This is a genomic window from Curtobacterium sp. MCBD17_030 (assembly GCF_003224255.1).
GTDB lineage: Bacteria > Actinomycetota > Actinomycetes > Actinomycetales > Microbacteriaceae > Curtobacterium.
Window position 1 is genome coordinate 567,577 of record NZ_QKLI01000001.1, and the last position, 15,511, is coordinate 583,087.

The window sequence follows — 15,511 nt, forward strand, 5'->3', positions numbered from 1 at the left end:
CGGTCGGCCTACTCGAGGTAGTCGCGGAGCGACTGCGACCGGGACGGGTGGCGGAGCTTCGCCATCGTCTTCGACTCGATCTGGCGGATGCGCTCACGCGTGACGCCGAACGTGTCGCCGATCTGGTCGAGGGTCTTCGGCTGGCCGTCGCCCAGGCCGAAACGCATCCGGATCACGCCGGCCTCGCGCTCGGAGAGGGAGTCGAGCAGGCTCTCGAGCTGCTTCTGCAGCATCGTGAAGCCCACCGCGTCGGCCGGGACGACCGCTTCGGTGTCCTCGATGAGGTCACCGAACTCGGAGTCGCCGTCTTCACCGAGCGGGGTGTGCAGGGAGATCGGTTCGCGACCGTACTTCTGGACCTCGACGACCTTCTCGGGCGTCATGTCGAGTTCTCGGGCGAGCTCTTCGGGCGTGGGCTCGCGACCGAGGTCCTGCAGCATCTGCCGCTGGACACGGGCCAGCTTGTTGATGACCTCGACCATGTGCACCGGGATGCGGATGGTGCGGGCCTGGTCGGCCATCGCGCGGGTGATGGCCTGACGGATCCACCAGGTCGCGTAGGTCGAGAACTTGAAGCCCTTGGTGTAGTCGAACTTCTCGACGGCACGGATCAGGCCCAGGTTGCCCTCCTGGATGAGGTCGAGGAACTGCATCCCACGGCCCGTGTAGCGCTTCGCGAGCGAGACGACCAGTCGGAGGTTCGCACCGAGCAGGTGCGACTTCGCGCGCTGACCGTCGCGGGCGACCCAGCGCAGCTCGCGCTCGGCCGGCTTCGACAGCCCCGTCGAGTGCTGCAGCTTGTCCTCGGCGAACAGGCCGGCCTCGATGCGCATCGCGAGCTCGACCTCTTGCTCGGCGTTGAGCAGCGCGACCTTGCCGATCTGCTTGAGGTAGTCCTTCACCGGGTCGGCGGTGGCACCCGTGATGGTCGTCGAGTAGACCGGCGCTTCGTCGTCGTCGGTCTGTGAGATGACGAGCGCGCCGGCGGCGACCGCGGCGGTGTCCGTCGCGGGCTTCGCAGCCGAGTCGTCGTCCGAGTCCTCGGTCGCGTCGTCGGTCGTCTCGGTGGCGTCCTCGGCCACCTCGACCGGCGTCTCGTCCTCGGCGCCCTCTTCGTCGTCCTCCGAGGCGGCGGCCTTCTTGCCACTCGCCTTCTTCGGAGCCGCCTTCTTCGGGGCGGCCTTCTTGGCGGCGGCGGTGGTCCTGGTGGCGCGCTTCTTCGGCGCGGCCGTGCCCTCCGTCGTGTCCGTGGCGTCTTCCGCCACGACGCCGTCGGGCGTGGTGTCCTTCGTGGGATCGACCGTCGTGCTCCGGGCAGCCATGCGATCACCTTCCTCGTCGTGCCACGTTCCTGGGGTCGTGGCCTTCCCTCGCCGCCCAGGGCCACCGCCGCGGTACCCCGCGTCGTCTGGTCCTACCGTTCCGGGCAGCACTAGGACCCATGTCAAGTCCCCCGACGCTGAACGCGGGGAACCCGAAAGGGTCCGTGATCATTATTGCACGCGTCCTTTCCGGAACCGTGCAACGAGTGCAACCCACAGTGGAGCCACCCGTATTCCGTCCTCCGCGTGCAGCCGTGCCCGCGTCCGACGGCGTGCCAGGAGCAGCATCACCACTCCGAACCCGACGACCACGTACTGGACGGTCATCGCGACGCGGAAGTTCTGCCAGGCGAACGTGTCGGTGCCGGACGCCGCCGCGAGCACGTCGAGCAGCGACCCGATCGCGAACATCATCACGAAGGCCGCGAGGAACCCGCCGACGTTCACCACGCCGTTCGCGGACCCGAGTGAGCCGACCGGGTTGAAGGACCGGGCGAAGTCGAACCCGATGAGGGAGCCCGGCCCGCCGACCCCCATCGCCACGACCAGCAGGACGAGGACCCACGTCGGCGGCTGGCCCGGCCAGAGCAACACCGCCGTCCACACCACACCGAGCGCGGCGACGATGCCGAGCACCAGGTTGGAACGCCGCATCGGGAACCGCGCGCAGAGCAGGCCGAGGACCGGGCCGGCGACGAACCCGACGACGACGATCACGGTGAGGAAAGTGGCTGCCTCGGTCGCCGAGTAGCCCAGACCGCGGAGCATCGGGACGCCCCAGAGCAGGCTGAACACCGTGCCGGAGGACTGCGTCACGTAGTGCGACCAGAAGCCGAGCTGTGTGCCTGGCCGGCGGAGGGCGTGGCCGAAGGTGTGGAACGCGGCGCCCCACGAGTGCGGGAGCGGGATCGTGTCGGTGCGCACCACGACCGGACCCGCGCGCACGAACACCGCCGCCAGGACGAGCCCCACGGCACTGGCGATCGCCGCGAACCCGAACGCCGCGTCCCACCCGACGGTGTGCAGGAGCAGGGCGAACGGGAACGCCGAGACGATCTGTCCGACCTGCCCGAGGTTGCCCGTCCACTGCGAGATCTGCGGCAGGAGGGACCCGCTGAACCACATCGGCAGCAGACGCATCACCGAGATGAACGTCATGGCGTCGCCGGCACCGACGAGCACCCGCCCGACGATCGCCGGCCCGATCGTCGGCGACAGCGCGACGACGGCCTGGCCGATCGTCAGCAGCAGGGCACCGAGGAGCACCAGGCGACGTGGTCCCACCCGGTCGAGGGCGATGCCCACCGGGATCTGCAGCCCCGCGTACACCGCGATCTGCACGACCGCGAGTGTGGACAGGACGGCAGCGGACACGGCGAAGCGGTCCTGCGCGTCCACCCCGGAGACCCCCAGGGACGACCGCTGCATGACCGCCAGGACGTAGGCCAGGACGGCGACGCCCCAGACGACGAAGGCTCGGCGGGAGTTCACCCGACCAGGCTAGCGAGCGGCCGACGGGTACCCGCGCGGGTGGAGGCTCTGCGGTCAGTCGTCCTCAGCTGCGCTGCGGCGGTCCGCCAGGAACCGCTCGAGCTCCGCGGCGATCGAGTCCGCGGTCGGCACCTGCCCGTCCGCCCCGGTGAGCGGCGATGCGACCGGGTTGCCCTCCATGTACGTGTCGTGCCGCTGCTCGAGCGTGCTGACCAGGCGCTGCAGCTCGGCGTTGCCCGCGACCTGTTCGGCCACGCGCGCCAGGAACTCGCGCCCCTCTTCACGCAGCGCGTCCGTCGGGAAGATCAGACCCGTGGCGGCCGAGATGCCCGAGAGCGCCGCGACCGCGGCGTCCGGGAACTCCGTGTCGGAGAGGTAGTGCGGGACGAGCAGCACCAGGCCGGTGACCTGCTGTCCGAGCCCCGCCAGACGGTGCTCGACCAGGTGCAGGACGTTCGCCGGCGCCTGGGTCTCGGGCTTCCAGACGCTCATCGACTCGACGAGGTCAGCACGGGTGCCGGACACCGTGACGCCGATCGACCGCGTGTGCGGCACCGGCATCGGGATCGCCTGGACCCACGTCGTGTCGGCGACCTGCAGGTCCTCGGCCAGGTCGACGACCGCCTGGACGAACCGGTTCCACTGGAAGTCCGGCTCGTAGCCTGACAGGAAGAGGAAGGGCTGCCCGAGCTCGTCACGGACGAGGTGCAACGTCAGCCGCGGCGGCTCGACGGCCGTGATGTGGTCGTGCTCGAACGTGATCACCGGACGACGGGCGCGCCAGTCGAGCAGGATGTCCGGGTCGAACTCGGCCACGAGTTGGGTCTCGAGCGAGCCGGTGATCGACGCCGTGATCTGCGCCACCGCCGAGCCCGCGTCCGCGAAGCCCGTCAGGGCAGCGACGAGGTGCAGCCCGGCAGGCACCGTCGGGGCGGAGACGTCGAGCGTGTAGAGGTCCTCGGGGTGGTTCATCGGGTCAATGCTAGGCGGGGCCGCCGACGCCACATGGTCGGGCGGCGACGCCGACAGCGAACAGGTGCAGAGCCTCCCGTCATCCGGCCGACGGGAGGCCCGTCCACCGCCCGTCGGTGGGCCGTCAGTGGGCCGTCAGTAGGCTGATCGCATGGTCCGACCGACGCTCTCCACCTCTTCCTCGTCCCCCTCCTCCGTCGACGCCGACGTCCTCGTGCTGGGCGTACGCCCGGGCACCGACGGCGCCCCGGCCACCCTCGTGCCGTCCGCCACGGGCCCCGTCGACGGACTCGCCGATCTCGACCTCGCCGCGGTCGGAGCGACCGGTGCGAAGGACCAGCTCGTCCGGATCCCAGGCGGGGCGTCCGTCGGCGTCGCCGCCGCGGGCATCGCCCTCATCGGTCTCGGCAGTGCGACCGGACCGGCTGCCGTCCGCACCGCCGCCGGCAGCGCCGTGCGCCAGCTGCCGCACGTCGCCGCCATCGCCCTGGCCCTGCCCACGGAGGACGACTCCGCCGTCGCCGCGGCACTCGAGGGCGCCGCACTCGGCGCCTACTCGTTCACGCGACACAAGGGCGCCGGCACCACGGGCCCGACCCGTGGTGACCAGCGCATCACGGTCGTCGCTCCGGCCTCTGTCAGCGCCGACGCCACCGTGCGCCCGGCGATTGTCGCCGACGCCGCGGCCCTGGTCCGCGACATGGTGAACACCGCCGCCGGGGACCTCGGTCCGTCCGACGTCGCCGACGTCGCGGGATCGATCGCCGAGGGACTGCCCCTCACCGTCGAGGTCCTCGACGAGACCGCTCTCGCCGAACAGGGCTTCGGCGGGATCGCGGGCGTCGGCCAGGGGTCGGTCCGTCCGCCGCGACTCGTCGTCGTCCGGTACGAGCCGGCCGGCGCGACCAAGCACCTCGCGCTCGTCGGCAAGGGCATCACGTTCGACTCCGGCGGGCTGTCCCTCAAGCCGGCAGCGTCGATGCTCGGTATGAAGACCGACATGACCGGTGCGGCGACGGTCCTCGCAGCGACGGTCGCGGCTGCTCGCCTGGGCCTCGACACGAAGGTCACCGCCTGGCTCTGCCTCGCCGAGAACATGCCGTCCGGGTCGGCCATCCGCCCGGGTGACGTCCTGACGTTGAAGAACGGCAAGACCGTCGAGGTCACCAACACCGACGCCGAGGGCCGACTCGTCCTCGGTGACGGCATGGCCGCCGCGTCGCTCGAGCAGCCCGACGCGATCGTCGACATCGCCACCCTCACCGGAGCGCAGATGGTCGCCCTCGGAGACCGCACGACCGGCCTGATGGGCAGCGACGACCTGGTCACACAGGTCCGTGCGCTCGCCGACGCGGTCGCGGAGCCGATCTGGCCGATGCCGTTGCCGGAGGAGCTCGACGGCCGTCTCAGCAGCGACGTCGCCGACATGGTGAACGCCACCGTCGGACAGACCGCGGGCGGCATGCTGCTCGCCGCGAAGTTCCTGGAGCGCTTCGTCGGGCAGACCGCCGAGGGCACCACGATCCCGTGGGCGCACCTCGACATCGCCGGACCGTCGGAGAACCGCGGCGCGGGGTACGGCTGGCTCGGCAAGGGCGCGACCGGTGTGATGGTCCGCACCCTGGTCGCACTCGCAGAAGACCTGCAGTCCAAGTAGTAGGTTGGGTTCCGGCGGGGCCGCCGCGTCCGCGCGCGCTCCCCCGCCGGAACTGACGGGACGGGACCGGTACAGACGGTCCGACCGCCGGACGCCGCCGCGCGGTGTCCACCGGGACGGCGTCCAAGAGACACGAAGCCGCCCCCGACACGCACGAGGGAGTTGCACCAGGTGACGGAACAGACTTACGACGTCGTGGTCCTCGGTGGCGGCAGCGGCGGTTACGCCGCAGCGCTCCGAGCCGCTGAACTCGGGATGAGCGTCGCGCTCATCGAGGGCGACAAGCTCGGAGGGACGTGCCTGCACCGCGGCTGCATCCCGACGAAGGCACTGCTGCACTCGGCCGAGGTCGCCGACGCCACCCGTGACGCCGAGAAGTACGGCGTCGTCGCCGAGTTCGCCGGCGTGGACGTGCCGAAGGTCATCGAGTACCAGCAGGGCGTCATCAACTCGAAGTACAAGGGCCTCCAGGGTCTCATCAAGGCGCGAGGGATCACCGTCGTCGAGGGCTGGGGCCGTCTGACCTCGCAGAACACCGTGCAGGTCGGTGACCAGACCGTCACCGGTCGCAACGTCGTGCTCGCCACCGGTTCGTACTCGAAGTCGCTGCCCGGTCTCGAGATCGGCGGCCGGGTCATCACCTCGGAGACCGCCCTCCGCATGGACTACGTCCCGAACAAGGTCGTCATCCTCGGTGGTGGCGTCATCGGCGTCGAGTTCGCCAGCGTGTGGAAGTCGTTCGGGGCCGAGGTCACGATCGTCGAGGGCCTGCCGCACCTGATCCCGGCCGAGGACGAGTCGATGTCCAAGCAGCTCGAGCGCGCGTTCCGCAAGCGCGGCATCGACTTCTCTCTGGGTGTCCGGTTCGACCACGTCGACCAGCACGAGAACGGCGTCGTCGTGACGCTCGAGAACGGCAAGACCTACGACGGCGACGTCCTCCTGGTCGCCGTCGGCCGTGGCCCGCTCACGCAGAACGTCGGCTACGACGAGGTCGGTGTGGCCATGGACCGCGGGTTCGTCACGACGAACGAGCGGCTCGCCACCAACCTGCCGAACGTCTACGCCGTCGGTGACATCGTCCCCGGTCTGCAGCTCGCCCACCGCGGCTTCCAGCAGGGCATCTTCGTCGCCGAGGAGATCGCCGGTCTCAACCCGGTCGTCATCTCGGACAACAACATCCCGAAGGTCACCTACTCCGACCCCGAGGTCGCCTCGGTCGGTCTCTCGCAGTCGAAGGCCGAAGAGCAGTACGGCGCCGACAAGGTCGACACGTACGAGTACAACCTCGCCGGCAACGGCAGGAGCCACATCATCGGGACGTCCGGCGCGGTCAAGGTCGTGCGGGTCATCGACGGCCCCGTCGTCGGCGTCAGCATGATCGGCGCCCGCGTCGGCGAGCTCATCGGAGAAGCACAGCTCGCCGTCAACTGGGAAGCACACCCGGAGGACGTCGCGCCGCTCGTGCACGCGCACCCGACGCAGAACGAAGCCCTCGGCGAAGCCTTCCTGCACCTCGCGGGCAAGCCGCTCCACGCGCTGTGAGCAGCACCGTCGTGCGCACCACGAACACCACAACCCAGAACCACGCCTGCGAGAAGGAGTCCACCCGATGAGCGAATCCGTCAACCTCCCGGCGCTCGGGGAGAGCGTCACCGAGGGTACGGTCACCCGATGGCTGAAGAACGTCGGTGACCGGATCGAGGTCGACGAGCCGCTGCTCGAGGTCTCCACCGACAAGGTCGACACCGAGATCCCGTCGCCGATCGCCGGCGTCATCGAGGAGATCCTCGTCCAGGAGGACGAGACCGTCGAGGTCGGCACCGCCCTCGTCAAGATCGGCGACGGAGCCGGCGGCGGCGACTCCTCCGACCAGGGTGGGTCCGAGTCGACCGACAGCCAGACCGAGGCGGTCGCCGAGGACACCGAGCCCGAGACCGCGCCGAGCACGGAGCAGGACACCGAGGCGAAGGCCCCGGAGCCCGCCGAGCCCGAGCCGACTCCGTCCGGCCAGACCCAGCCCGCGGCTCCGCAGGCACCGTCGGCGCCGCCGGCCGCCTCGCCGGTCCCGCAGGCTGCCCCGGTCCCGCCGCCCGCAGCTGCCCCGCCCGCAGCCGTCCCCGCCCCCGCCAAGGCAGCACCCGCTCCGGCTGCGGCCCCCGCAGCCGCTGCGCCGTCGTCGACCCCGTCCGCGGAGGTCCCGAACCCGACCGCCAACGGTGCGGCCTCGGGGTACGTCACCCCGCTGGTGCGCAAGCTCGCGAACGAGCAGGGTGTCGATCTGTCCACCGTGACCGGCACCGGCGTCGGTGGACGCATCCGCAAGGAGGACGTGCTCGCCTCGGCCTCCGCTGCTGCGGCCGCCCCGGCACCGTCCGCCTCGGGCTCGGCGGCTCCGGCACAGTCCGGGCCGTTCGTCGCAGAGGTCTCGCCGCTCCGCGGGACGCGCGAGAAGATGACCCGCCTGCGCAAGGTCGTCGCCGAGCGTGCCGTGCAGTCGATGACCTCGACCGCACAGCTCACCAGCGTCGTCGAGGTCGACGTGACCAAGGTCGCGCAGTTCCGTGACGCCCACAAGGCTGAGTTCCTCGAGAAGACGGGTGCGAAGCTCTCCTTCATGCCCTTCTTCGCCCTGGCGGCGTCCGAGGCGCTCAAGGCCCACCCGAAGATCAACTCGACGGTGGACGGCGACGAGATCGTCTACCCGGAGACCGAGAACGTCTCGATCGCGGTGGACACCGAGCGAGGTCTGCTCACCCCGGTGATCAAGGACGCGGCGTCGCTCGACCTCGCCCAGTTCTCGCAGTCGATCGCGGACCTGGCGGAGCGCACGCGCAACAACCAGCTCAAGCCCGACGAGCTCGCCGGTGGCACCTTCACGCTGACGAACACCGGTTCCCGCGGCGCGTTGTTCGACACCCCGGTGGTCTTCCTGCCGCAGTCGGCGATCCTCGGCACGGGCATCGTGACGAAGCGCCCGGCGGTCGTGCAGGTCGACGGGCAGGAAGCCATCGCCATCCGCTCGTTCGTCTACCTGGCGCTCTCCTACGACCACCGGATCATCGACGGCGCCGACGCCTCCCGGTACCTGGTGGCCGTGAAGAACCGTCTGGAAGAGGGCAACTTCGGCCCCAACCTGGGCTACTGAGTCCTGGGCTACTGAATCCTGGGCTACTGAGTCCTGAGCTACTGAGTCCTCGGCTACTGGTCGCTCGGTAGCCGGCGAGTTCGACGGCGGCCCCGTCTCCCCCGGTGGGAGGCGGGGCCGCCGTCGTTCCCGCGCCAGGCGACGTTCATCTCGCACCCCACGCCCCGGCCACGACGACACCGACCACGACGACCAGTCCGGTGGCCAGCCGGCGCACGCCGAACCGGTGCGATCCGACGGGCAGCCCGGACCGCAGGAGTCCGCGCCCCGACTGCAGGAGTCGTCCGACGGCCGAGTGCGGTGCCGCAGGCCCTGGCACTCTCGGATCCACATCGAACGCGAAGGTCATCGGCGGTGGATCCCAACGCACCGGCCTCGGCGGGGCAGCGGCACGGATCACGCGGTCGAGCGCGAGGAGCGCCGCTCCGCCGTCCCGGCGGGCAGCCGAGCACGCCTGGTCGACCTCGTCGTGGCAGACCTCACGCGGATCGACGCGTTCCCAGACGGCACGCACGGCGAGGACCAGCGCCTCGACACCCGAGACGACACCGGGCCCGGAGCGATCGGTGGTTCCGGGCGGTCGGTCGACCAGCACGACGGCACCGGCGTCGTCGACCAAGACGTCGTCGATGCCGGCACGACCGAGCAGGACCGCGCCGGCGTCGGCCAGGAGGGCGAGCTCGAGCAGTGGGAGCGTCAGCGTCACGGCGACACCAGCCGTCGGTGACCCGATCCGGTCCAGTGCCGCGGGCAGTGCGAGCCCCACCGGCGCAGATGCCCGCGCGACCAGGGCGCCGGTCTCGTCGCGCCCGATCTCAGCGACTCCCACCAGGTGGTCGTGCGTCACGGTGCTGCGGTCGGCGAGCCACTCGGCGAAGTCGTCGGCGGGCTCCGGGGCTCGCCAACAGAGGTCGATCTGTTCCCACGGTTCCATGGCGACCATCGTGGCGGGGGCGGGGCAGGCCTCCCGGCCGGATCAGCGACCTGTGGACAACGCTGTTCGCCCACAGCCTGGCGTCGGACGGTCCACGATCGACGTGCCAGGCCGTATCCTTGTCGGCATGGCACGCAGCAGTTCCTCAAGCTCCCCGGCGAAGGAGCCCGGTCGTCTCAAGCAGATGTACCAGGTCTTCACCATGACCCGTCGGGCCGACCCCAGCTCCGTCTGGTGGTTCGCCCTCGCGTTCCTCGGACCGGTCGTGGTCGGCGTCCTGGCGGCGCTGCTCATCCCGGGTCAGAACTGGCTCGCGATGACGCTCTGGATCATCGCCGGCGTCCTGCTCGGCGTGCTGCTGTTCCTGATCGTGCTCGGCCGTCTCGCCGAACGGGCCGCTTACTCGCAGATCGAGGGCCAGCCCGGTGCCGTCGGCGCCGTCCTGTCGAACTCCCTGCGACGGCAGTGGCGCTCGAGCGAGATGCCCGTCGCCGTCCACGGTCGGTCGCAGGCGGCGGTCTACCGCGCCGTCGGGACGCCGGGTGTCGTCCTCATCACCGAGGGTCCGGTCACGAACCTGAATCGTCAGGTCGAGGAAGAGCGTCGCAAGGTGGCCCGTATCGTGCCGAACGTCCCGATCCACGTCGTCAACGTCGGTGACGCGGACGGCCAGGTCACGCTCCACAAGCTGCCGCGTGCGATGAACAGGTACAAGAAGGCGCTGAACCGCAACGAGGTCCTGGCGGTGTCGAACCGTCTCGACTCCCTCACGCACGGTCCGGCCGCGGCGATCCCGAAGGGCATCGACCCGACCCGGGTCCGTGCCGGGCGGCCGCGCTGACACGTCGCTCCCCCCGCGTGCCACGACGCCCTCGACCCTTCGGGGTCGGGGGCGTCGTGTCGTTGCGGCGTGCTGGTCGGATCGAGGTCGCACGAGGTGCTGATCTGCGGGCAATGAGGCGGCAGGTCGTGCGACCTCGGCGGACGAGCAGCGGCAGGTCGTAGGACCTCGGCGGACGAGCAGCAGGCTGCCCGGCAGCGGACCGCCATGCTCCGAGACGACCGGGCCCGACGGGGTCTGCCAGGCCGACCAGGCCGACCGGGCCGACCAGGCCGACCGGGCCGACCAGGCCTCAGCGGCGGACGAGCACCGTCCCGGCGACCGCGTCGTGCAACGCCCGGCCGTCCTTCGCGTGGATGAGCACCGGGACGACGATGCAGAGCAGGACCGTCCGGACGATCGGCCGCCACACGCCGACGTAGCCGCCGCGGACCGGGACGACCCGCAGCCCGACGCAGACGTGCCCGAAGGACCCGGACAGCAGCGCGATGAAGACGACCTGCAGTGCCGCGAAGATGCCGAGCGTCACGAAGTTGCCCGCCGCACCGTAGGTCCCGATCACCAGCGAGATCAGCGACGCGAGTGCCCAGTCGATGACGAGGCCCAGGAACCGACGTCCGAACGACCCCATGCTGCGTGGCCCCGACTCCGGCAGTCCGAGGATCTTGCCCGGCCATTCGGTGCGCCCGGGACCGGGAGCGGGCGAGGAGGGCAGAGTGGAGCGGGCCATGTGCTCAGCGTAGGCGTTCCCCCGGCACGTAACACGCTGGAAACAACCCAGTCACGTCCGGGAAACTCCAGGTCAATAGCCTCGTCGGAGGGTGCCTCCTGGTTCCCTCGACACCACCCAACCCCACAGGAGACCGACTCGTATGTTCAGCGATTCCTCCGAGGTGCTTGCCTTCATCAAGGACACGGACGTCAAGTTCCTCGACATCCGGTTCACGGACCTCCCCGGGGTCCAGCAGCACTTCAACATCCCCGCATCAACGGTCGACGAGGACTTCTTCGCCGTCGGTCAGCTCTTCGACGGCTCCTCGATCCGCGGCTTCGCGTCGATCCACGAGTCGGACATGCAGCTCATCCCCGACGTGACGACCGCGTACGTGGACCCGTTCCGTGCGGAGCGCACGCTGATCATGGTGTTCGACATCTACAACCCGCGCAACGGCGAGATCTACGGCCGTGACCCGCGCCAGGTCGCGAAGAAGGCCGAGAAGTACCTCGCCTCGACGGGCATCGCGGACACCGCGTTCTTCGCCCCCGAGGCCGAGTTCTACATCTTCGACGACGTCCGCTACTCCGTGACGCAGAACGAGGCGTTCTTCTCGGTCGACTCCGAAGAGGGCGCCTGGAACACCGGTCGCGAAGAAGAGGGCGGCAACCTCGCCAACAAGACCCCGTACAAGGGCGGCTACTTCCCGGTGTCGCCGGTCGACAAGACCGCCGACCTCCGCGACGACATCTCCCTCAAGCTGATCGACGCGGGCCTCGAGCTCGAGCGTGCGCACCACGAGGTGGGCACCGGTGGCCAGCAGGAGATCAACTACAAGTTCGACACGCTGGTCCACGCCGCGGACGACATCCTGAAGTTCAAGTACATCGTGAAGAACACGGCCGAGCAGTGGGGCAAGGTCGCGACCTTCATGCCGAAGCCGCTCTTCGGCGACAACGGCTCGGGCATGCACACACACCAGTCGCTGTGGTCCGACGGCACCCCGCTGTTCTACGACGAGAACGGCTACGGCGGCCTGTCCGACCTGGCCCGGTGGTACATCGGTGGCCTGCTCAAGCACGCCCCGGCCGTGCTGGCGTTCACGAACCCGACGATCAACTCGTACCACCGACTGATCCCGGGCTTCGAGGCCCCGGTGAACCTCGTCTACTCGGCGGGCAACCGATCGGCGTCCATCCGAATCCCGATCACCGGCACGAACCCGAAGGCCAAGCGCATCGAGTTCCGCGCGCCCGACGCCTCCGGCAACCCGTACCTGGCCTTCGCGGTGCAGCTGATGGCGGGCCTCGACGGCATCCAGAACCGCATCGAGCCGCACGAGCCGGTCGACAAGGACCTGTACGAGCTCCCCCCGGAGGAGGCGAAGAACATCCCGCAGGTGCCGGCATCGCTCGGCGCCGCGCTGGACGCGCTCGAGGCGGACCACGAGTTCCTCCTCAAGGGCAACGTCTTCACCGAGGACCTGATCCAGACCTGGATCGACTACAAGCGCGAGAAGGAGATCCTCCCGATGGCGCAGCGTCCGCACCCGTTCGAGTACGAGCTGTACTTCGGCGTCTGACGCTCCACGCTCCACCACGAAGGGCCCCGCACCGGTCAGGTGCGGGGCCCTTCGTGTGCCGTCCCCTCCGCGGGAGCGACAGATGGTGGCCGGAGGCCCGGCGGCGGCCCGGCGGACCGGCACCGGGCCTCCAGGCCGGTCAGGTCAGGTCAGCGGATCCGGAGCAGGTCCCGCAGGTTGGGACGCGAAGGCGACAGATCACCACCGGATTCCGGTGCAGATCTGTCGCTTTCGCGCACTGTACCGCGGCCCCGGCGCGGCGGCCGACGCACGAGAACGGGGCCCGTGCCGACGGCACGGGCCCCGCTCCGGGGACGATCAGCGGCTGGTGGCCAGCGCGTCGACCGTGCCCGCGGCGACGCTCGCGGAAGCACCCGTGACAGGGGTGGGCCGTCCCAGGGATCGGACGGTCCACCCCGCCCCGACCCAGCGGCCCGTCGGGAGGCAGTTGCGCGCGTCGATCACGACGCGCTGGCCGACGACGGCCGCGAGGGCGACGGGGTCGGCGTCGACGACCTCGTCCCACTCCGTGAGGACGAGGACCAGGTCCGCGCCCTCGATCGCCTCGGTCATCGACGTGGCGTAGGTGAGCGTCGGGAACGACCGGCGGGCGGTCTCCATCGCCTCCGGGTCCCAGAGCGTCACCTGCGCGCCACGGAGGTGCAGCGCGGCGGCCACGTTGAGCGCCGGGGAGTCACGGACGTCGTCGGTCAGTGGCTTGAACGCTGCCCCGACCACGGCGATGCGACGGTTGAGGACCGATCCCCCGGTGGACTCGATCGCCATGTCGATGACCCGCTGGCGCTGGCCCATGTTGATCTCGTCGACCTGCTGCATGAGGCCGACGACCCGGCCGGCACCGATCTCGTTCGCCCGGTGCATGAGGGCTCGGATGTCCTTCGGTAGGCATCCGCCGCCGAAGCCGAGCCCGGCATTGAGGAACTTCCGGCCGATACGGGCGTCGTGGCCGAGTGCGTCGGCGAGGGTCGTCACGTCGGCCCCGGCGATCGCACACATCTCGGAGATCGCGTTGATGAACGAGATCTTCGTGGCGAGGAACGCGTTGGCGCTGACCTTGACGAGCTCGGCGGTGGCGAGGTCGGTGGTGATGACCGGGGTGCCCTCGCTGATCGGGGCGGCGTAGACCTCGCGGATCACGGCGTCGGCAGCGTCCGACGCACCGCCCCACACCAGGCGGTCCGGGTGCAGCGTGTCCTCGACGGCCTTGCCCTCCCGGAGGAACTCGGGGTTCCAGATGAGCTCTGCGTCGATGCCGGCGGGCGTGAACTCACTGACGATCCCGCGGAGCCGTGCGGCGGTGCCGACCGGGACGGTCGACTTGCCGACGATGAGTCCCGGGTGGGTCAGGTTCTCGGCGACGCCGCGGGTGGCGTTCTCCACGAAGGACAGGTTCGCCGCGTGCGACCCGGCCTTCTGCGGGGTCCCGACGCAGACGAAGTGCACGTCCGCCGCAGCGACCGCTTCGGCGATCGAGGCCGTGAACCGGAGCTTCCCGCTGGCGACGTGCTTCGTGATGAGCTCGGGGAGTCCGGGCTCGTAGAACGGCACCTGGCCGGCGGAGAGCGCGGCGAGCTTCGCGGGGTCGACGTCCACGCCGATGGTCTCGAAGCCCATCTCGGCCATGGCGGCGGCATGCGTGGCACCGAGGTACCCGGTGCCGATGACGCTGATGACCGGTGCGGGTCGGGTGTCGGCGGACTTCTTCGATGCGGTCACTTCTTGACCTCCTGCAGGTCGTAGTCGATGTCGGTGCGGGCGATGCCGGCGACGAACGCCGCCAGGCTGTCGGCACGGGAGTTGAGTCGCCAGTCGTTGGTGGTGCGGGCACCGTCGACGATCGTGGTGGCGGTCTCGCTGAAGTACGCGAAGCCGATGACGTCCGAGTTGGCGGGGTCCGCGAGGGCGTCGAACAGCGAGTCGATCCACTGCGACTTCTGCCCGTTCGACACGGCGGAGCCGGTCTCGGTCGCGCCGATCTCGCTGAGCAGGATGCGCTTGTCGGGCGCGATCTGCCGGATCTGGTCGAGCGTCGCACCGAAGGTGGTGGCGAAGGTCGGCGACTCAGCGGCCTTGCGGTAGTACCCGCTCATGCCGACCCAGTCCACGTAGTCGTCGCCCGGGTAGTACGCCTGCATGTAGTCGACGGTCTGGTACTTCGGGTTGCCCAGGGCGTCGATGCGGGTCGGAGCCCAGTTCCAGATGACGTAGTCGTTCGCACCCGCACGCTCGAACACGTCGTGCACGTGCTTCCACATCGCGACGAACGAGCCCGGCGCGTTCTGCTGGGCGGTGCCGTCGGACCAGTTGTACCAACTGCCGTTCATCTCATGGTCGAGACGGATCACCACGGGCTGTCCGTTCGCCTTGAGCGCGTCGGCGTACTTCGTCAGGTAGTCGTCGAACGCTCCCCCGGTGATGTCGGCGTTCGCGTACCCGGGGACGTACTTCTGGTCGTTGCCGGTGGTCGCCGGCCGGGTCTCCCAGGTGAGCAGCGGCACGCGGCCGTTGGTCCACGATCGCTGCACGGCACCCGCGTTGAAGTCCTGGTCGAAGCCCTGGAAGTAGCCGACCATGTTCGTCGACCTGCCGACCTGCTGGGACACCTCGTCGTACTCGGCCCAGTTGAAGGGCGACTGCGCCGTGTAGAGGCCGTACCAGCGGGACTGCTGGGCGAGGACCTCGGTCTTCGTCGGCACGTCGACCGGGGCCGCCGGGTCCGGGTCGGTCGAGGGGCCGTCGGTGCCGGGGACGACGGTCGGACCGCCGCCCTGGCCCGACCCGCCGGACGAGGACCCGCCCGAGCCGGCCCCTGTCTCTTATACACATCT

12 protein-coding genes are annotated in these 15,511 nt (G+C 70.0%); 5 read left to right on the forward strand and 7 right to left on the reverse strand.

Translation table 11 applies throughout. The annotated features are described in order from the left end of the window. Positions 1–8: 8 nt before the first annotated feature. The 3 genes from DEI89_RS02655 to DEI89_RS02665 form a co-directional block, all read right to left on the reverse strand. Entirely contained in the window at positions 9–1,322 is a 1,314-nt protein-coding gene (locus DEI89_RS02655; RefSeq protein WP_110902444.1) for an RNA polymerase sigma factor, read from the reverse strand. A 171-nt stretch (positions 1,323–1,493) separates the two neighbouring features. Further along, a complete protein-coding gene (locus DEI89_RS02660) occupies positions 1,494–2,813 on the reverse strand; it encodes a nitrate/nitrite transporter (RefSeq protein WP_110902445.1) in 1,320 nt (439 codons plus the stop codon). Positions 2,814–2,867: 54 nt separating this feature from the next. Next, positions 2,868–3,785, reverse strand: a complete 918-nt coding sequence (locus tag DEI89_RS02665; protein ID WP_110902446.1) for a proteasome assembly chaperone family protein — start codon at positions 3,783–3,785, stop codon at positions 2,868–2,870. 151 nt (positions 3,786–3,936) lie between these two features. Between DEI89_RS02665 and DEI89_RS02670 the strand changes: the two genes are divergently transcribed. From DEI89_RS02670 to sucB, 3 genes are all read left to right on the forward strand, one after another. Further along, positions 3,937–5,442 carry a leucyl aminopeptidase gene (locus tag DEI89_RS02670; protein WP_110902447.1) on the forward strand — a complete coding sequence of 502 codons (1,506 nt, stop codon included), beginning with the start codon at positions 3,937–3,939 and terminating at the stop codon, positions 5,440–5,442. Between the two features lie 171 nt (positions 5,443–5,613). Next, positions 5,614–6,987, forward strand: coding sequence for a dihydrolipoyl dehydrogenase (gene lpdA, locus DEI89_RS02675; RefSeq protein ID WP_110902448.1), 1,374 nt, complete (start codon positions 5,614–5,616; stop codon positions 6,985–6,987). 67 nt (positions 6,988–7,054) lie between these two features. Continuing rightward, positions 7,055–8,590, forward strand: coding sequence for a 2-oxoglutarate dehydrogenase, E2 component, dihydrolipoamide succinyltransferase (sucB, locus tag DEI89_RS02680; RefSeq protein ID WP_110902449.1), 1,536 nt, complete (start codon positions 7,055–7,057; stop codon positions 8,588–8,590). A gap of 145 nt (positions 8,591–8,735) precedes the next feature. Here the strand turns inward: sucB and DEI89_RS02685 are convergent, their stop codons facing one another. After that, positions 8,736–9,524 (reverse strand): hypothetical protein, encoded by a 789-nt coding sequence (locus DEI89_RS02685; RefSeq protein WP_110902450.1) that lies wholly within the window; start codon positions 9,522–9,524, stop codon positions 8,736–8,738. Between the two features lie 127 nt (positions 9,525–9,651). Here DEI89_RS02685 and DEI89_RS02690 point away from each other — a divergent pair, with 127 nt between their 5' ends. Beyond that, positions 9,652–10,365: a DUF4191 domain-containing protein gene (locus tag DEI89_RS02690; protein ID WP_110902451.1), complete on the forward strand. Its 714-nt coding sequence runs from the start codon at positions 9,652–9,654 to the stop codon at positions 10,363–10,365. 292 nt (positions 10,366–10,657) lie between these two features. Here the strand turns inward: DEI89_RS02690 and DEI89_RS02695 are convergent, their stop codons facing one another. Beyond that, positions 10,658–11,095, reverse strand: a complete 438-nt coding sequence (locus DEI89_RS02695) for an RDD family protein (RefSeq protein WP_110902452.1) — start codon at positions 11,093–11,095, stop codon at positions 10,658–10,660. A 142-nt stretch (positions 11,096–11,237) separates the two neighbouring features. Here DEI89_RS02695 and glnA point away from each other — a divergent pair, with 142 nt between their 5' ends. Beyond that, the gene (glnA, locus tag DEI89_RS02700; protein ID WP_110902453.1) at positions 11,238–12,662 is read left to right on the forward strand and encodes a type I glutamate--ammonia ligase; all 1,425 of its coding nucleotides are present in this window, start codon (positions 11,238–11,240) and stop codon (positions 12,660–12,662) included. A gap of 318 nt (positions 12,663–12,980) precedes the next feature. Here glnA and DEI89_RS02705 read toward each other — a convergent pair whose 3' ends face one another. Further along, a complete protein-coding gene (locus DEI89_RS02705) occupies positions 12,981–14,399 on the reverse strand; it encodes a UDP-glucose/GDP-mannose dehydrogenase family protein (protein WP_110902454.1) in 1,419 nt (472 codons plus the stop codon). Continuing rightward, on the reverse strand, positions 14,396–15,379 hold the full coding sequence (locus tag DEI89_RS02710) for a glycoside hydrolase family 26 protein (RefSeq protein WP_110902455.1): 984 nt from the start codon (positions 15,377–15,379) through the stop codon (positions 14,396–14,398). Before DEI89_RS02710 ends, DEI89_RS02705 begins: the two co-directional genes overlap by 4 nt. Between the last annotated feature and the right edge of the window lie 132 nt (positions 15,380–15,511).

What these genes read in the sequence shown, in the direction of transcription:
- DEI89_RS02655 (WP_110902444.1), bottom strand. Translation starts at nt 1,322, where the DNA reads ATGGCTGCCCGGAGCACGACGGTCGATCCCACGAAGGACACCACGCCC.
- DEI89_RS02665 (WP_110902446.1), bottom strand. Translation starts at nt 3,785, where the DNA reads ATGAACCACCCCGAGGACCTCTACACGCTCGACGTCTCCGCCCCGACG.
- DEI89_RS02670 (WP_110902447.1), top strand. Translation starts at nt 3,937, where the DNA reads ATGGTCCGACCGACGCTCTCCACCTCTTCCTCGTCCCCCTCCTCCGTC.
- sucB (WP_110902449.1), top strand. Translation starts at nt 7,055, where the DNA reads ATGAGCGAATCCGTCAACCTCCCGGCGCTCGGGGAGAGCGTCACCGAG.
- DEI89_RS02685 (WP_110902450.1), bottom strand. Translation starts at nt 9,524, where the DNA reads ATGGAACCGTGGGAACAGATCGACCTCTGTTGGCGAGCCCCGGAGCCC.
- DEI89_RS02690 (WP_110902451.1), top strand. Translation starts at nt 9,652, where the DNA reads ATGGCACGCAGCAGTTCCTCAAGCTCCCCGGCGAAGGAGCCCGGTCGT.
- DEI89_RS02695 (WP_110902452.1), bottom strand. Translation starts at nt 11,095, where the DNA reads ATGGCCCGCTCCACTCTGCCCTCCTCGCCCGCTCCCGGTCCCGGGCGC.
- glnA (WP_110902453.1), top strand. Translation starts at nt 11,238, where the DNA reads ATGTTCAGCGATTCCTCCGAGGTGCTTGCCTTCATCAAGGACACGGAC.